12 protein-coding genes, 1 tRNA gene and 1 pseudogene are annotated in these 16,225 nt (G+C 66.4%); 8 read left to right on the forward strand and 6 right to left on the reverse strand.

Going from position 1 to position 16,225, the window contains the following annotated elements; all coding sequences use genetic code 11:
• From AB1I47_RS05700 to AB1I47_RS05715, 4 genes and pseudogenes are all read left to right on the forward strand, one after another.
• Window positions 1-200: pseudogene (locus AB1I47_RS05700) on the forward strand (allantoinase); the annotation flags it as partial.
• Window positions 197-715 carry a 2-oxo-4-hydroxy-4-carboxy-5-ureidoimidazoline decarboxylase gene (gene uraD / locus AB1I47_RS05705; protein ID WP_354682802.1) on the forward strand — a complete coding sequence of 173 codons (519 nt, stop codon included), beginning with the start codon at window positions 197-199 and terminating at the stop codon, window positions 713-715. The pseudogene AB1I47_RS05700 and the gene uraD, both read left to right, overlap by 4 nt.
• Window positions 716-883: 168 nt before the next feature.
• Window positions 884-1,951, forward strand: coding sequence for a porin (locus tag AB1I47_RS05710; protein WP_354682803.1), 1,068 nt, complete (start codon window positions 884-886; stop codon window positions 1,949-1,951).
• A 249-nt stretch (window positions 1,952-2,200) separates the two neighbouring features.
• Window positions 2,201-2,446, forward strand: a complete 246-nt coding sequence (locus tag AB1I47_RS05715) for a hypothetical protein (protein WP_354682804.1) — start codon at window positions 2,201-2,203, stop codon at window positions 2,444-2,446.
• Window positions 2,447-2,554: 108 nt separating this feature from the next.
• Here the strand turns inward: AB1I47_RS05715 and AB1I47_RS05720 are convergent, their stop codons facing one another.
• Together AB1I47_RS05720 and AB1I47_RS05725 are read right to left on the reverse strand one after the other, a co-directional pair.
• Complete coding sequence (locus tag AB1I47_RS05720; RefSeq protein ID WP_354682805.1) at window positions 2,555-4,876, reverse strand: NADP-dependent malic enzyme; 2,322 nt, start codon at window positions 4,874-4,876, stop codon at window positions 2,555-2,557.
• A 337-nt stretch (window positions 4,877-5,213) separates the two neighbouring features.
• Window positions 5,214-5,831 (reverse strand): DUF4136 domain-containing protein, encoded by a 618-nt coding sequence (locus AB1I47_RS05725; RefSeq protein WP_354682923.1) that lies wholly within the window; start codon window positions 5,829-5,831, stop codon window positions 5,214-5,216.
• 298 nt (window positions 5,832-6,129) lie between these two features.
• Here AB1I47_RS05725 and pepN point away from each other — a divergent pair, with 298 nt between their 5' ends.
• From pepN to AB1I47_RS05740, 3 genes are all read left to right on the forward strand, one after another.
• Window positions 6,130-8,826: an aminopeptidase N gene (gene pepN / locus AB1I47_RS05730; protein WP_354682806.1), complete on the forward strand. Its 2,697-nt coding sequence runs from the start codon at window positions 6,130-6,132 to the stop codon at window positions 8,824-8,826.
• Between the two features lie 144 nt (window positions 8,827-8,970).
• Window positions 8,971-9,987, forward strand: coding sequence for a class 1 fructose-bisphosphatase (locus AB1I47_RS05735; RefSeq protein WP_354682807.1), 1,017 nt, complete (start codon window positions 8,971-8,973; stop codon window positions 9,985-9,987).
• 139 nt (window positions 9,988-10,126) lie between these two features.
• Window positions 10,127-10,202: transfer RNA gene (locus tag AB1I47_RS05740), tRNA-Thr, on the forward strand.
• Between the two features lie 38 nt (window positions 10,203-10,240).
• On the opposite strand, the gene AB1I47_RS05745 is transcribed toward AB1I47_RS05740, so the two are convergent.
• The 3 genes from AB1I47_RS05745 to AB1I47_RS05755 all read right to left on the reverse strand — a co-directional run bounded on the left by AB1I47_RS05745 (window position 10,241) and on the right by AB1I47_RS05755 (window position 12,977).
• Complete coding sequence (locus AB1I47_RS05745) at window positions 10,241-10,480, reverse strand: hypothetical protein (protein WP_354682808.1); 240 nt, start codon at window positions 10,478-10,480, stop codon at window positions 10,241-10,243.
• Window positions 10,481-10,537: 57 nt separating this feature from the next.
• On the reverse strand, window positions 10,538-11,455 hold the full coding sequence (ppk2, locus tag AB1I47_RS05750; RefSeq protein WP_354682809.1) for a polyphosphate kinase 2: 918 nt from the start codon (window positions 11,453-11,455) through the stop codon (window positions 10,538-10,540).
• A 133-nt stretch (window positions 11,456-11,588) separates the two neighbouring features.
• Window positions 11,589-12,977, reverse strand: a complete 1,389-nt coding sequence (locus AB1I47_RS05755) for an FAD-binding oxidoreductase (protein ID WP_354682810.1) — start codon at window positions 12,975-12,977, stop codon at window positions 11,589-11,591.
• A gap of 222 nt (window positions 12,978-13,199) precedes the next feature.
• On the opposite strand from AB1I47_RS05755, the gene AB1I47_RS05760 reads away from it, so the two are divergent.
• Window positions 13,200-14,312, forward strand: coding sequence for a CapA family protein (locus AB1I47_RS05760; RefSeq protein ID WP_354682811.1), 1,113 nt, complete (start codon window positions 13,200-13,202; stop codon window positions 14,310-14,312).
• A gap of 238 nt (window positions 14,313-14,550) precedes the next feature.
• Here the strand turns inward: AB1I47_RS05760 and AB1I47_RS05765 are convergent, their stop codons facing one another.
• A complete protein-coding gene (locus tag AB1I47_RS05765; RefSeq protein ID WP_354682812.1) occupies window positions 14,551-16,182 on the reverse strand; it encodes a DUF342 domain-containing protein in 1,632 nt (543 codons plus the stop codon).
• Between the last annotated feature and the right edge of the window lie 43 nt (window positions 16,183-16,225).

A 16,225-nucleotide genomic window follows, 5' to 3' on the forward strand; every position in this document is an offset into this window, starting at 1 on the left:
ATCCGGACGGGCTCGATCAACCCAGGATGCTGTCGATCGGCATGCACTGCCGGTTGCTGGGCCGCCCCGGCCGCTTCCGCGCGCTGCAGCGCTTCCTCGACTATGTGCAGCAGCACGACAAGGTGTGGATCTGCCGCCGTGTCGATATCGCGCGGCACTGGGCCGCAACCCATCCCTACACTCCCCGGAAGCAAGCATGAGCCAGACCTTCACCATCGCCCAACTGAACGCCATGCCGGTCGCGGAATTCGTGCAGGTGCTGGGCGGCATTTATGAACACTCCCCCTGGTTCGCCGAGGCCGCTGCCGCGCAGCGTCCCTTCGCCGACCGCGCCGCGCTGGCGCAGGCACTGCGCCGGGCCGTCGACGAAGCCGGTGAAGCCGCGCAACTGAAGCTGGTGCGCGCCCACCCGGAACTCGCCGGCAAGGCCGCCGTGCGCGGCGAGCTGACCGCCGAGTCCACGCGCGAGCAGAGCGGCGCCGGCCTCAACCTGTGCACGCCAGAAGAGTTCGATCGGCTGCAAGCGCTCAACGCCGCCTACAACCAGAAGTTCGGCTTTCCGTTCATCCTGGCCGTGCGCGGCTACGACCGCCACGGGATCATTGCCGAGTTTGCGCGCCGCCTTGAGAACTCGCCGCAAGAGGAGTTGCAAACCTGCATTCATCAGATCCATCGCATTGCGCAGTTCCGGCTCGACGACTTAGTATCCGCCTGAGAAAAAAGCGTCAGCTGTATAACAAAAACGCTGTACCGCGATGCCGCCGGCACCCCAGTCACCGAGCCCAAGCCAGGCGGCACGCATCCAAGAAAAAACATTAGAAGAACCCGTCAGGGACCCAGTACACAACGTTCCAAGCAGGATCAAAACCACGGAGGTCTTAACATGCAGAAGCAGTACAAGCCGGCACTGAAGCTGGCGGCGGTAGCAGCTACCCTTCTCTCCGGCGCGGCCATGGCCCAGTCGAGCGTCACGCTCTACGGCCAGGCCGACATGTTCGTCGGCGCCGTCAAGAGCCCCGGCACGGGCGAGCGCGCATGGGTTGCCAATTCGGGCGGGATGCAGACGTCGTACTGGGGCATCAAGGGCACCGAAGATCTGGGCGGCGGCACCAAGGCCATCTTCGACCTGAACGGCTTCTTCCGCACCGACAGCGGCAACAGCGGCCGCTTTACCGGCGACTCGATGTTCAGCCGCAACGCCTATGTCGGCCTGCAGAACGACAAGGCCGGCACCATCAAGCTGGGCCGCAACACCACGCCGTACTTCGTGTCGACCATCCTGTTCAACCCGCTGATCGACTCGTATGTATTCTCGCCGGCGATCTTCCACACCTACTTCGGCGCGGTCAGCGGCAGCGTCAACGATCCCGGCATCATCGGCGATTCGGGCTGGAACAACTCGGTGCTGTACTCCACGCCGAGCTTCGGCGGCCTGACCGCCAACGTCATCTACTCGTTCGGCGAGCAGGCAGGCGCAGCGGGCAAGAACAAGTGGGGCGGCAACCTGATGTACTTCAACGGACCGTTCGCGGCCACCGTCGCCTACCAGCAGGTGCGCTTCAGCAACGTGCCGACCGACCTGGCAAGCCTGGGCTTCTCGCGCCAGGACGCCGCGCAGGTGGGCCTGTCGTATGACTTCAAGGTGGTCAAGCTGTACGCGCAGGGCCAGTACATCAAGACGCGCGCCACCACGGCGGTCGATGGCGACATCAAGCACGTGAACGGCCAGTTCGGCGCCTCGGTGCCGATCGGCGCCGGCAGCCTGCTGGCCTCGTACGCTTACGACAAGACCGACAACTCGCTGGGCGACTTCAAGCGCAACACCTTCGCGGTCGCCTACGACTACAACCTGTCCAAGCGCACCGACGTGTACGTCGCCTACTACTACGACAAGATCACCGGCATCGAGCACGGCGATACCTTCGGCGTGGGCGTGCGCCACAAGTTCTGATGGCGTAACCGTCTCACGGAAAGTGACCTGCAGTTCTGGAGCCCGCCCCCTTGGCGGGCTTTTTTCTTGCCGACCAGGCGTCACATTCAGCCGAAATTTGCCCGCACATTGCTGCGGCGCGCCATTCCATGCTACAGCGCACACCGGATCGAAAACCGCTGTTTCATAGGGGGATTCAATTGGAAGCGCCCTCGCCCGCTTCCTAGATTGGTTTTCCAGGCCTCAAAAACGACACGAGCGAGGTGACACATGCGGCGATACGCGAAGACCCGGACCGAACTGATGGCCATCCTGAACCAGTGCCTCGACAACAACCCCGAGTGCGGCGAATGCGAACTGCACGCGGTGCGAATGCACCAGCCTGACCATACCGGATGCAACTGGAGCGCCGAGGTCGATTTCCCGCAGGAGTCCGTCGACAACCTTGGCCAGCAGCTTGCGGCGGCCAAGTCGATCATCGTGGTAATGCGCGAGCAGTACAACGTGCTGCAATAGTCATAGCGGCACACGCCCGCGCCGTTCGCTTGCGGCCGGGCACCAACCAGCAAAAAGCCGGGTCATTCGACCCGGCTTTTTGCATCTGCACAACGCTGGTTCAGCGTATCAGCGCACCGCGTTGCTCTCCGCCACGGCCACGGCCGTCATATTGACGATGCGTCGCGTGGTTGCCTGCGGGTTCAGGATGTGCACCGGCTTGGCCGCGCCCAGCAGGATCGGGCCCACCGTCACGCCCTGCCCGCCTGTGATCTTGAGCAGGTTGAAGGCGATATTGGCGGCGTCCAGCGTCGGCATCACCAGCAGGTTGGCGCTGCCGGCCAGCTTGGTCGACGGCAGGAAGTGACGGCGCACGTCCTCGACCAGCGCGGCGTCGCCCTGCATCTCGCCTTCGACTTCCAGATTGGGCGCCACGCGCGCCAGGATCTGGGCAGTCTCGCGCATCTTGCGTGCCGACGGGCGGGTCGACGAGCCGAACATCGAATGCGACATCAGCGCCACCTTCGGCTGCAGGCCGAAGCGGGCGATTTCCTCGGCGGCAAGCTGGGTGATGGCAGCCAGCTCTTCCGCGCTAGGGTCGTCGTTGACGAAGGTGTCGGTGATAAACAGCGTGTACTTTTCCAGCATCAGCGCGTTCATCGCGGCGAACACCCTGGCGCCCGGCGCCAGGCCGATCACGTCGCGCACATGCTCCAGGTGCGCCTCGAATCGGCCCACCGTGCCGCACAGCAGCGCATCGGCATCGCCCATGTGCATCAGCATCGTGCCGATCAGCGTATTCGAGCGGCGCAGCGCCACCTTGGCCATGTCCGGCGTCACGCCGTCGCGGCCGCGCAACGTGTGGTAGGCCTCGTGGTAAGCGCGGTAGCGCGGGTCTTCTTCCGGATTGACCAGATCGAAGTCCACGCCGGCCTTCAGGCGCAGGCCGGCCTTCTCGATGCGCATCTGGATCACGTGCGGACGGCCGATCAGCGTCGGACGGGCCAGGCCTTCGTCGACCACGGTCTGCACCGCGCGCAGCACACGCTCTTCCTCGCCTTCGGCATAGGCCACGCGCTTGGGCGCGCTCTTGGCGGCCGAGAACACCGGCTTCATGATCAGGCCGGTGTGATAGACATAGGTCGTGAGCTGCTGGCGGTACGCTTCGAGATCCTTGATCGGACGGGTAGCCACGCCGGACTCTTCCGCAGCCTTGGCCACCGCCGGCGCGATCTTCTCGATCAGGCGCTGGTCGAACGGCGTCGGGATGATGTAGTCCGGGCCGAACTTCAGCTCGCGGCCACCGTAGGCGGCGGCGACGGCGTCGTTCAGCTCGGCCTCGGCCAGCTCGGCGATCGCCTTGACGCAGGCCAGCTTCATCGCTTCCGTGATCTTGGTCGCGCCGCAATCGAGCGCGCCGCGGAAGATATACGGGAAGCACAGCACGTTGTTGACCTGGTTCGGGTAGTCCGAACGGCCGGTGGCGATGATGCAGTCCGGGCGCGCGGCCTTGGCCACTTCCGGGCGGATTTCCGGCTCGGGGTTGGCCAGCGCCAGGATGATGGGCTTGTCGGCCATGGTCTTGACCATGTCGCCGGTCAGCACGCCGGCGGTCGAGCAGCCCAGGAACACGTCGGCGCCCTTGACGATGTCGGCCAGCGTGCGGGCCGAGGTGTCCTGCGCGTAGCGGGCCTTGTTGGCCTCCATGTTGGCGTCGCGGCCAACGTAGATCACGCCCTTGGAGTCGACCACCGAGACGTTCTCGCGCTTCACGCCCAGGCTCACCATGGTGTCCAGGCAGGCGATTGCCGCGGCGCCGGCGCCCGACACCGCCAGCCTGACCGTGGCGATGTCCTTGCCAACCACCTTCAGGCCGTTCAGCAGCGCCGCCGCCGAGATAATGGCGGTGCCGTGCTGGTCATCGTGGAAGACGGGGATATTCATGCGCTCGCGCAGCTTCTGCTCGATGTAGAAGCACTCCGGCGCCTTGATGTCTTCCAGGTTCACGCCGCCCAGCGTGGGCTCCAGCGCGGCCACGATCTCGACGATCTTGTCCGGGTCGCGTGCGTCGAGTTCGATGTCGAACACATCGATGCCGGCGAACTTCTTGAACAGGCAGCCCTTGCCTTCCATCACCGGCTTGCCGGCCAGCGGGCCGATGTCGCCCAGGCCCAGCACCGCGGTGCCGTTGGTCACCACGGCCACCAGGTTGGCGCGCGAGGTGTACTCGGCGGCAGTGGCGGGATCCCTGGCGATCTCCTCGCAGGCGTAGGCCACGCCGGGGGAGTAGGCCAGCGACAGGTCACGCTGGTTGGACAGCGCCTTGGTCGCGGTTACCTGGATCTTTCCCTTGGTGGGGCTGCGGTGGTATTCCAGCGCGGCGAGGCGCAGCTGCGCTTCAGGACTGTTCGGGGCATGTTGCGGTGCATCACCGCTGTTCTGGCTGCTCATTGGCTCGTCCGGAAAATAGGCCCGACACCGGAAGCGTCTCCTCTCCCGCCAATCTTCTCCCCGGCCGCGATGCAAAAAATGGCCGGCAGCGAAGGAGACTTCTGGCAGCGAAAACTGACGATTCCGGCAAGCAGGGCCGGAAAAATCGAGCAGATATTCTAGCCCACGCAGATGCGCAAAGTGCCACCGGAGCCAGTTCGGAAGCCTTTATTTAGGCGGAATCTTCTGGTTAAACAGCTTTTACCGCCAGGTATGCAATGAACGTGCAGGGGCATGCCCCTGCACGCATCTGCACGCACTGCCGTTCAGCATCTGTCGCGACACCAACCAGGCCCTGCTACTTCACGTTTTTGTCGACCTCCAGCTTCACGCGGCGCGGGCGGCCGCTGTCAGCCGGGAAGTCGGTAAAGGCGCTGCGGATCAGGTAGGGCATGGTCGCCGGCAGGCTGCCGTTCTCGGTCTGGTTCTGCGCGGTCACCTGGTAGACCCGCTTGCCGGTCGCCGCGTCCCTGAAGTACACGCGCAGGCTGGAAAACGTCACCGGCACGTCGCGCACCACCGTCTGCGGCGGCCAGTAGCCCGGTCCCCAGGGACCCCACGGTCCCCACGGGCCCCAGGGCCGGTAGTAGCCGGGTCCCCAGTACGGGCCCCATGGGCCGTAGTCCGGGTAGACCGTCTCGGCCACGCGCACGATGCCGGGCGCGGCGTCGTAGTCCATGCTGATGCGATAGCGTGCCTGCTTCTCCGGCACCTGCTGGAAGCCGGCGCCGGACAGCGCCTGGGCCAGCCACACCTCATAGGTCTGGCGGTCCAGCTGCGCCGCCTGCCCGGCGCTGTGCTCGAAGCTGTAGGTGCGCGGCGCGTCGTTCTGCCAGCCGGGCTGGCGGAACGCCGTGACATCGGTCACCACCGTGCTGGCGCAACCCGACAGCAACAGCACCGCCAGCCATGCCACCGCTCCCAACAGCCTGCGCGGATCCCACCGCAGGCCTCCCGTTGCTTTATTGCCGACACCGCCTGCGCGCTGCCACATAGTGCTACCTCGCTTTCTTCCTTACGTGTCTCTGAGACCACGCCGCGGCCGCGGAATTCCCGGCGGCCCCGTCGCCCTGCCCGACCGGAGCGGCCTTGGTGCTGCCGCCGACGCCTCCGACGGTGCCCGGCCACCCCCTTGGCTACAATGAGGACTTCGGCGCCATGCTTATCCCCATGGCCCGCCCTTCCTAACGGTCTTCCGAAGACAGGATCTCTCCATGCTGCGCACCGACACGCCCGTTACCGTCTATCGCAAGGACTATACCCCGCCCCCGTTCGGCATCGACCACGCCGAGCTGGTGCTGGAGCTCGATCCCCAGCGCACCGTGGTCACCAGCACGCTGCGCTTCGCGCGCCAGGCCGGCGCGCCGGATGCGCCGCTGGTGCTGTGCGGCGAGGAACTCGAACTGATTGGCGTCAGCCTGGACGGCAAGCCGGTCGCCAACGCGACCCAGGACGCGGGCACGCTGACCATCGCCGGCCTGCCGGCGCAGGGCACGCTGGAGATCGTCACCGCGTGCCAGCCCGCGGCCAATACCACGCTGTCGGGCCTGTATGTGTCCAACGGCAACTTCTTCACCCAGTGCGAGGCCGAGGGCTTTCGCCGCATCACCTACTTCCTCGACCGCCCGGACGTGATGGCAACCTACCGCGTCACGCTGCGCGCCGACCGCGCCGCCTATCCGGTGCTGCTGTCCAACGGCAACCTGGTCAGCAAGCAGGACCTGCCCGACGGCCGCCACGAGGCGATCTGGGAAGACCCGTTCCGCAAGCCGTCCTACCTGTTCGCGCTGGTCGCCGGCAAGCTCGAATGCATCGAGGAACGGATCCAGTCCGCCTCGGGCAAGGAAAAGCTGCTGCAGGTCTGGGTCGAGGCGCGCGACCTCGACAAGACCCGCCACGCGATGGATTCGCTGGTCCATTCGATCCGCTGGGATGAGCAGCGCTTCGGGCTGGAGCTCGACCTCGACCGCTTCATGATCGTCGCCGTGGGCGACTTCAACATGGGCGCGATGGAAAACAAGGGCCTGAACATCTTCAACACCAAGTACGTGCTGGCCAACGCGCAGACCGCCACCGACACCGACTTCGCCAATATCGAGGCGGTGGTCGGCCACGAGTACTTCCACAACTGGACCGGCAACCGCGTCACCTGCCGCGACTGGTTCCAGCTCTCGCTGAAGGAAGGCCTGACGGTGTTCCGCGACCAGGAGTTCTCGGCCGACATGATGGGCTCGGAATCGGGCCGCGCGGTCAAGCGCATCGAGGACGTGCGCGTGCTGCGCCAGGTGCAGTTCCCCGAGGACGCCGGCCCGATGGCGCACCCGGTGCGCCCCGACAGCTACGAAGAGATCAACAACTTCTACACCGTCACGGTGTACGAGAAAGGCGCCGAGGTCGTGCGCATGTACCAGACCCTGCTGGGCCGCGAGGGCTTTCGCAAGGGCATGGACCTGTACTTCCAGCGCCATGACGGCCAGGCCGTCACCTGCGACGACTTCCGCATCGCGATGGCCGATGCCAACGGCCGCGACCTGACCCAGTTCGGGCTGTGGTACAGCCAGGCCGGCACGCCCGTGGTGACCGTGCGCAGCGTCTGGAACGCCGACGACGGCAGCCTGACGCTGACGCTGTCGCAGCGCTGCCCCAAGGTCGGCATCGAGACCCGCGCCGGCACGCCCGAGAAGCAGCCGTTCCATATCCCGTTCGCGCTGGGCCTGCTCGGCGCCGACGGCAGCGACCTGCCGCTGCAGCTCGACGGCGAGGCTGCGCCCGCCGGCACCACGCGCGTGCTCGACTTCACGCAGGCCGAGCAGAGCTTCCACTTCGTCAACCTGCCCAAAGGTCAGCAGGCACCGCTGCCCTCGCTGCTGCGCAATTTCTCCGCGCCGGTGATCGTCGATGCCGAATACACCGATGCGCAGCTCACTTTCCTGCTGTCGCACGACAGCGATGCCTTCAACCGCTGGGAAGCCGGCCAACGGCTGGCCACGCGCGCGCTGCTGCAGCTCGTCGCCGACGTGCAGGCCGGACGCGAGCTGAAGCTCGATCCCGCGTTGGTGCAGGCGCTTCGCACCGTGCTGACCGACCACACCCTCAACCCCGCCTTCCGCGAACAGGCGCTGGTGCTGCCCGCCGAAGCCTACCTGGCCGAGCGCATGGGCGTGGCCGATCCCGCCGCGATCCACCGCGCCCGCCAGTTCATGCGCGAAGGCCTGGCGCGCGCGCTGCGGGCCGACTGGCTGGCCGCGTACGAGGCCAACGCGACGCCCGGGCCGTACTCGCCCGATGCCGCTTCCGCCGCCAAGCGCGCGCTGCGCAACCTGGCGCTCGGTTACCTGGCCGACGGCGGCGACGCCGACATGCAGGCACTGGCCGACCAGCAATACCAGGCCGCCGACAACATGACCGACCGCTTTGCCGCGCTGTCGGCGCTGGTCAACAGCTTCGCGCCGGGGCGCGAGCACGCGCTGGCCGATTTCTACGAGCGCTTCGAGGACGACGCGCTGGTGATCGACAAATGGTTCTCGCTGCAAGGCATGCAGCGCGGCGAGGTTGGCCCGCATGCAGGCAAGCGCACCATCGACACCGTGCGCGCGCTGATGGAGCACCCCGCGTTCAACCTGCGCAACCCCAACCGCGCGCGCTCGCTGATCTTCAGCTTCTGCTCCGGCAACCCGGCGCAGTTCCACGCCGAGGACGGCTCGGGCTACCGCTTCTGGGCCGACCAGGTGCTGGCGCTGGACGCCATCAACCCGCAAGTGGCCGCGCGCCTGGCACGCGTGATGGACCGCTGGCAGAAGTACGAACTGACCCTGCGCGACCGCATGCGCGCCGAGCTGGAACGCGTGGCCGCCAGCACCACGCTGTCGCGCGACGTGCGCGAGATCGTCGGCAAGGCGCTGGCTGCGTGACTGCAGGACTGAGCTGAGCAACCGAGCGAAAGAACACACAACCAGGCTCCGCAACGCCCCCCGCTTGCCCGATCCCGCTGCGCCGCTCCGGCGGGCAGCCGGGGCCGGGCATGTAGAATTGCGGCCATCCAAGGAGAACCAACCATGACTCGCATCAGCCTCACCCGCTACCTGGTCGAGGAGCAGCGCAAGCACAACACGATCCAGCCCGAACTGCGGCTGCTGATCGAAGTGGTCGCGCGCGCCTGCAAGGCCATTTCCAACGCCGTCAGCAAAGGCGCACTCGCCGGTGTGCTGGGCTCGGCCGGCACCGGCAACGTCCAGGGCGAAACCCAGCAGAAGCTGGATGTGATCGCCAATGAAGTGCTGCTCGACGCCAACGAATGGGGCGGCCACCTCGCCGCAATGGCGTCCGAAGAGATGGAATCGTTCTACGAGATTCCCAACCGCTACCCGAAGGGCGAATACCTGCTGATGTTCGATCCGCTGGACGGCTCGTCGAACATTGACGTCAACGTCTCGATCGGCACCATCTTCTCGGTGCTGCACATGCCCAAGCCCGGCCAGACCGTGACCGAGGCCGACTTCCTGCAGCCGGGCACCCACCAGGTCGCCGCCGGCTACGCCGTGTACGGCCCGCAGACCACGCTGGTGCTGACCGTCGGCAACGGCGTGCACATGTTCACGCTGGATCGTGAGGCCGGCAGCTTCGTGCTGACGCACTCCAATGTGACGATCCCGGAAGACACCAAGGAATTCGCCATCAATATGTCGAACATGCGCCACTGGGCCCCGCCTGTGCGCCGCTATATCGACGAATGCCTGGCCGGCGAGGAAGGCCCGCGCGGCAAGAACTTCAACATGCGCTGGGTCGCGTCGATGGTCGCCGACGTGCACCGCATCCTGACCCGCGGCGGCATCTTCATGTACCCGTGGGACAAGCGCGAGCCGGAAAAGCCGGGCAAGCTGCGCCTGATGTACGAAGCCAACCCGATGGCAATGCTGGTCGAGCAGGCAGGCGGCGCCGCCACCAACGGCCACGAGCGCATCATGGACGTCACACCCGAGAAGCTGCACCAGCGCGTGTCGGTGATCCTGGGCTCGAAGAACGAAGTGGAGCGCGTCACGCGCTACCACCAGGAAGCCGAAGGCAAGGCCTGACGCGGTTGTCGGCAAGAAAACGGGGCGCCGGGCGGCGCCCCGATCTTGCTGCAATGATCCCCGGGAAGCACAAAGGGGCTTCCCAAGCCCGAAAAACGCTGCTAGTATTGCGGGCTGTTCCAGTTCACCGGAACATGTTGCCGAAGTAGCTCAGTCGGTAGAGCAGCTCATTCGTAATGAGAAGGTCGGGGGTTCGATTCCTCTCTTCGGCACCACAGAATTCCTGGGCATGGCCCAACAAACCCGGACGGCGTCAGGCTCTCCGGGTTTTTTGTCGTCCTTCGTCAGGGGGCAATGGCGGCGGTGGCAGCAACTGGTGCCCCAACCGCCGCGCCCACCAGTACCTGAACGGGTGGTCGAAGTCGGGGTAGAGCACCGGCTGGCTGAAGCAGCCAGCGTGCTTCATCAGGAGGTAGGCGGCAAGCATGGCCGCCCAGAATACAAGCAGTTGCACGATCACGGCCGCCCTTGTTTGCCAGGCGGCCGTTTTCATTATAGGTAGCGGATAAGCGACGGGGACGATGGCGCACCCCATGGATACCCTACTCCTTCAATACACGTCCGGCACGATCATCTCTTTAGGCACCGGCTGGCGCACATAATCCTCATGCCGCTCGCGCCCCGGCAGCACCACGGTAGGCGCCTCCACTTCCGCATAGGGCACTTGGCTCAGCAGGTGGTGGATGCAGTTCAGCCGCGCGCGCTTCTTGTCGTCGGCCTGCACCACCCACCACGGCGCTTCGGCGATATGGGTGCGCTCGAGCATGGTCTCCTTGGCCTTGGTGTAGTCCTCCCAGCGACGCTGCGATTCCAGGTCCATCGGGCTGAGCTTCCACTGCTTGAGCGGGTCGTGGATACGGCTGAGGAAGCGCAACCGCTGTTCGTCGTGCGTGATCGAGAACCAGTACTTGATGACCTGAATGCCGGAGCGCACCAGCATCTTCTCGAACTCGGGCACGGAGCGGAAGAACTCTTCGTACTGGTCGTCCGAGCAGAAGCCCATCACGCGCTCGACGCCGGCGCGGTTGTACCAGCTCCGGTCGAACAGCACCATTTCCCCGGCCGCGGGCAAATGTGCGACATAGCGCTGGAAATACCACTGCGTGCGCTCGCGGTCGTTGGGGGCGGGCAGTGCCGCCACGCGGCATACGCGCGGGTTGAGCCGCTGCGTGATGCGCTTGATCACGCCGCCCTTGCCGGCGGCATCGCGCCCTTCGAAGATGATGACGATCTTGTGCCCGGTGGCGGCGACCCAGCTCTGCAGCCGCACCAGTTCGCCCTGCAGACGGAACAGCTCGCGGAAGTAGCGGCGGCGGCTGTCCTGCTCGGCCGCGTCGTCGAAGTGCACCGGGTCGCCAAAGGCCTCGCTGGCCTCGCGGTCGTCCAGTTCCAGTTCGATTTCTTCGTCGTAGTAGTCGGCGACCTCATTGTGGATACGTCGCACCAGCTCTGCCTCACCCGGTCTCATCTGCTCTCCCTGTGGATACAACGCGGTCGCGGCGATGCTCGCATGCCAGTATTGCAGCCGCGTGAAGGTGGGCGGCCCGCACGCGCGGGGCGCCCTGCATGACGCCGATTACGCCAACCTCGAATAACGCCAGCTACTGCGCCGGGTTGATGTTGTGGTTATGGCGGAACAGGTTGTCCGGATCGTAGCGCCGCTTCACCTCGACCAGCCGGTCATAGTTGGGCCCGTACGCAGCGCCGACGCGGTCGCCCTCTTCCTGCGTCAGGAAGTTGACATAGACGCTGCCCAGCGCGAACGGCGTCGCCGCGCGGAACACCTCGCGCGACCACGCGATGCACCGGTCGTCGTCCGCTGGCGAATCCCAGCGCCCGTGCAGGTTCATGATGAACTTGGCGTCGCGGCTGGCATACGCGGTGGCGTCCGGCGCGACGCGGTTGGTCTGCCCGCCCATCGCGCCGATAAAGACCTCGCATTGCGGTGATGGCAGCTTGTAGATCTGGTCGACCAGCATCGTCAGCATGCCGTCGTCCAGGCCGGCAAAGTTGTGCGATTTCCAGTAGTTGCGCGCGCCCGGCGTCAGCAGCGGATCGAAGGCCTGCTGCCATGCGGTGAACGGCATCGGCCCGACGTGCTCGCCGTAGGGCGTGCCGAGCTGCCGCAGCGGCTCGACCAGTTCGGGGCCCTTGTCGGGCGGGCCGATATAGCAGATTGCCAGCGCTGCCACTGGCTTGCCGTGCGCCTCGGCCGGCAGGAACGGCAGTGGCGGCGCCTGGCGCAGCACCACCCAGACCGTCAGTTCGTCCGGCATCGACTCGTACAGTTCGCGATAGGCGGGCAGCACCGTTGCCGCCTGTTCCAGCGGATAGACGATCAGGCCGCCATACACTTCGGGCCCGACCGGATGCAGGCGGAACTCGAACATGGTCACCACGCCGAAGTTGCCGCCTCCACCGCGCAAGGCCCAGAACAGGTCAGCGTTCTCGTCGGCGCTCGCGCGCAGCAGTTTGCCATCCGCGGTCACCACCTGCGCCGACACCAGGTTGTCGACGGTGGTGCCGAACTTGCGGCTGAGCCAGCCGAAGCCGCCGCCCAGCGTCAGTCCCGCGACACCCGTGGTGGAGTTGATGCCCAGCGGCGTGGCCAGGCCAAAGGCCTGCGCTTCATGGTCGAAGTCGCGCAGCGTGGCGCCCGGCTCCACGTAGGCGCGCTGCGCCTTGGGATCGACGCGCACGGACTTCATCTGCGACAGGTCGAGCACCATGCCGGCCTCGGCGATCGCCAGTCCGCCGATGTTATGGCCGCCGCCGCGTATCGACATCAGCACGCCGTTGTCGCGCGAGAAATTGACGGCGGCGATCACGTCGGCAGTGCCCGCAGCGCGTACGATCAGCCGCGGGTGGCGGTCGATCATGGCGTTCCAGATGCTGCGGGCTTCGTCGTAGGCACTGTCGCCCGGTTGCAGCACCTGCCCCCTCAGTTGTGCCTTGAGTCCTTCGACAAGTTCGCTGGATAACTGGGCCATGATGTGCCTCCCGATGCTGGTTGCAGACATCGGACGGCGCGCGGCGAAGCGGGAAGTGATGGCCACGAGGACCGATGACTTCACCATTTAAGGCAGGCCCCGGACGAATGTAAACCGAACGCTAATTCGTCAGCGCGCAGCAAGTGCGGTACGACGATCATGCCGTTCCCCCGACCTATCATGAAGCGTCGGCACTGCGCCTGTGCGCCGTCCGACCGCGCGATGAATACACCCGACAACCCTCCCCTGTTCCTGTGCGGCGACGTGATGACCGGCCGCGGCATCGACCAGATCCTGGCGCATCCGAGCGTGCCGCTGCTGCATGAGTCGTACGTGCATTCCGCGCTCGACTATGTGCGCCTGGCCGAACGCAAGGCCGGCCCGATCGCGCGCCCCGCCGGGCCGGAATACCCGTGGGGCGAAGCGCTGGCGGAACTGGAAAGCCGCGCGGCGCGCCCGCGCATCGTCAATCTCGAAACCGCCATCACCACCAGCGACGATGCATGGCCGGGCAAGGCGGTGCATTACCGCATGCATCCCGGCAATATCGCCTGCCTGCAGGCTGCGGGCATCGACTGCGCGGTGCTGGCCAACAATCATGTGCTCGACTGGGGACGCGCGGGGCTGAACGATACGCTGGCGGCGCTCGACGGCGCGCATATCGCGCATGTCGGGGCCGGCACCGACGAGGCCAGCGCCGCGCGTGCGGCGCTGTTGCCGCGCGCCGGCGGCGGCCGCGTGGTGGTGCTCGGCTTCGCCATGGAGAACGCGGGCACGCCCGCAGCATGGCGCGCCACCGCCGGGCACTCCGGCGTGAACCTGCTGGATGACTGGTCCGATGCCTCGCTCGAGCGCATCGCGGCGCAGGTGCGCGCGATCAAGCGCGCTGGCGACCGGGTGGTGGTTTCGATCCACTGGGGTTCGAACTGGGGCTACCACATCGATCCCGCGCAACGCGCCTTCGCCCGCGGCCTTGTACGGCGCGCCGGCGTCGATATCGTGCACGGCCATTCGTCCCACCACCCGCGCGGCATCGAACTGCATGCCGGCAAGCCCATCCTCTACGGCTGCGGTGACTTTATCAACGACTACGAAGGCATCGGCGGCTACGACGCTTACCGGCCCGACCTGGCGCTGATGGTATTCGTCAGCTTCGATCGCGGCGGCAACGCCGACCTGCGGCTGGTGCCGCTGCGCCGCAGCCACTTCCGGCTGCAGTATGCGCGCGAAGTGGACGTTACGTGGCTGCTGGGCATGCTGGCCGATGAAGGGCGCGCGCTGGGTACGCGCGTGGAGCGCAGCGGGCTGCACGAGTTGCGCGTTTATGCGGCGTAACGTGCGGTCTTAAAGGGCAGCTCAAACCACGCGTAAGGCATGAAAAGCAGAAAGGCCAGCCGCAATGGCTGGCCTTCCGGTATTCCAGTGCCACGTGAGTCGGTTCTATGTAACGCTTCCACAGAGTGCTGGTCCGCTTCTGCATTCACTGCCCAACTCTAGCTCTTCTCGCCCATCCTGCGGCACCCCAGGACATAACTGCAGCATAGTACAAAGCGCGGCGAAAAGAAGCGTTGATTCAGGTGACGGCGATACGGTCGTCGACCAGCCGGATCTGCCCGCCGGGCTTGTCTTCCATCACTTTGAGCACGCGGTTGCCTACCTGCAGCGTGACGCCGCCATGGATGCGGCGTGCGGCGTCGATCACGGCATCGGCGCAGGGCTGCATCTGCTGGCCGAGTTCCGTGAGCCGCCCTTCCAGCGCGAACAGGTCGCGCGACAGCTTGAACAGCGTCGCGCGCGCCTTCTCGCGCAGGTCGCCAACCGCTTTCTCGGGGTGCTTGGCGAAAAACGCCACCAATTGCCTGACCTTGTTCTGCTCCTCCAGCATGCGGCGCCGCTCGGCTTCCAGCGCGGCGCGCTGCGCGTCGGCAAACGGATTAAGGCCGACGTGCACGATGGTGGCGGTGCCGGCCGGCGCGCCCAGCACTGCGGCGTGCACCGCCAGCATGGCGCGGCTGCGGCCGCCGCTGATGCTGCCCTGCACACCCTGCCCGCCCACCACGATGCGCTCGCCGGCCGCGACGTCGCTCTGGCGGATACCGCTCTCGACCACGACCTCGGTGCCGGCCTCGACCACGGCGTTCTCGATAAAGCGCGCCTTGACCGCGCCCTTGCAGCGCACGCTGGCACGGCTGATGCCGCCCTGGCCGCCCTCGGTCTTGCCTGCCAGGCCACCTTCGGCCTTGCCGATGATGCCGCCCTTGACCACGACATTGCCGCCGGCCTCGACATTGGCGGCTTCGATGGTGCCTTCGACCATCACATCGCCGCTGACGCTGACCGACATGCCGGTGCGGATATCGCCCGCTACGCGCAGCGAGCCGTCGAACGCGACGTTGCCTGAATGCAGGTCGACCGATTCTACCTGCACCACCGGGCTCACCGAGATGCCATAGACGCCGACCACCGGCGAGCCGGCGATCACCGCGACCAGGAGACCGGGGTCGTCTGCGTCGGCGGCCGCGCCGGTCAGCCCCTCGGCAAACGGAGGATCTTCGGCCACCTCGGCGGCAATGGGCTTGCCGAATACGTCGACGCCGTCATTGCCCGGCACGGCCGGGATACGGCGCATCAGCGGCGTGCCGGGGCTCACCAGCAGCAGGTTGCCGAGGTCGCGCAGGTCGACCCTGGTGGCTTCGTCGTCGGCCTGCGCCGGCTTGCGCGGTGCCAGCAGGTTGATAAAGCGCGCCGGCTCGCCCTGGCGCGGCGCCACGCCCGCGGCGATGGTCCGCAGCTCGCAACGGCCCTCGGCCATAGCGGCGTCGAGTGCCAGCGCCTGGATCGGCGCGACCACGCCGCGTTCCGCCACGGCGCGGCGAATCTCTGGCGCGGTAACCGGACGTCCGCCTTCCGGCGGCAGCAGCGTCAGCCGCACGGCGAGGCCGTCGGCGGTGATATCGAGTTCGAACGCGCCGTCGATCAGCACCCCAATGGTGGCGTCGATTTCATGCCCGGCCCGCTGGCATTGCGCCAGGAACTGCGCCACCGCGCGCGCGTCCAGCCGTGCGCCCGCCCAGCCGAGGTCGGCCAGGCATTGCATCAGGCTGTCGTGATCCGGCGGCATCCTGCCCGGCTCCGGCGTGTAGCGCGCATGCACCTGCTCGCCTGGCTCGGCAAGCTCCAGGCGCAAACCCGACTCCTGCATCATGAGTCCCCCGATGGTTAAGTTGGAGCGGCGCGGCTGCTTCCTC

It is taken from the genome of Cupriavidus necator, from assembly GCF_040578825.1.
GTDB lineage: Bacteria > Pseudomonadota > Gammaproteobacteria > Burkholderiales > Burkholderiaceae > Cupriavidus > Cupriavidus necator_E.

What these genes read in the sequence shown, in the direction of transcription:
- uraD (WP_354682802.1), top strand. Translation starts at nt 197, where the DNA reads ATGAGCCAGACCTTCACCATCGCCCAACTGAACGCCATGCCGGTCGCG.
- AB1I47_RS05710 (WP_354682803.1), top strand. Translation starts at nt 884, where the DNA reads ATGCAGAAGCAGTACAAGCCGGCACTGAAGCTGGCGGCGGTAGCAGCT.
- AB1I47_RS05715 (WP_354682804.1), top strand. Translation starts at nt 2,201, where the DNA reads ATGCGGCGATACGCGAAGACCCGGACCGAACTGATGGCCATCCTGAAC.
- AB1I47_RS05720 (WP_354682805.1), bottom strand. Translation starts at nt 4,876, where the DNA reads ATGAGCAGCCAGAACAGCGGTGATGCACCGCAACATGCCCCGAACAGT.
- pepN (WP_354682806.1), top strand. Translation starts at nt 6,130, where the DNA reads ATGCTGCGCACCGACACGCCCGTTACCGTCTATCGCAAGGACTATACC.
- AB1I47_RS05735 (WP_354682807.1), top strand. Translation starts at nt 8,971, where the DNA reads ATGACTCGCATCAGCCTCACCCGCTACCTGGTCGAGGAGCAGCGCAAG.
- AB1I47_RS05745 (WP_354682808.1), bottom strand. Translation starts at nt 10,480, where the DNA reads ATGAAAACGGCCGCCTGGCAAACAAGGGCGGCCGTGATCGTGCAACTG.
- ppk2 (WP_354682809.1), bottom strand. Translation starts at nt 11,455, where the DNA reads ATGAGACCGGGTGAGGCAGAGCTGGTGCGACGTATCCACAATGAGGTC.
- AB1I47_RS05755 (WP_354682810.1), bottom strand. Translation starts at nt 12,977, where the DNA reads ATGGCCCAGTTATCCAGCGAACTTGTCGAAGGACTCAAGGCACAACTG.
- AB1I47_RS05760 (WP_354682811.1), top strand. Translation starts at nt 13,200, where the DNA reads ATGAATACACCCGACAACCCTCCCCTGTTCCTGTGCGGCGACGTGATG.
- AB1I47_RS05765 (WP_354682812.1), bottom strand. Translation starts at nt 16,182, where the DNA reads ATGATGCAGGAGTCGGGTTTGCGCCTGGAGCTTGCCGAGCCAGGCGAG.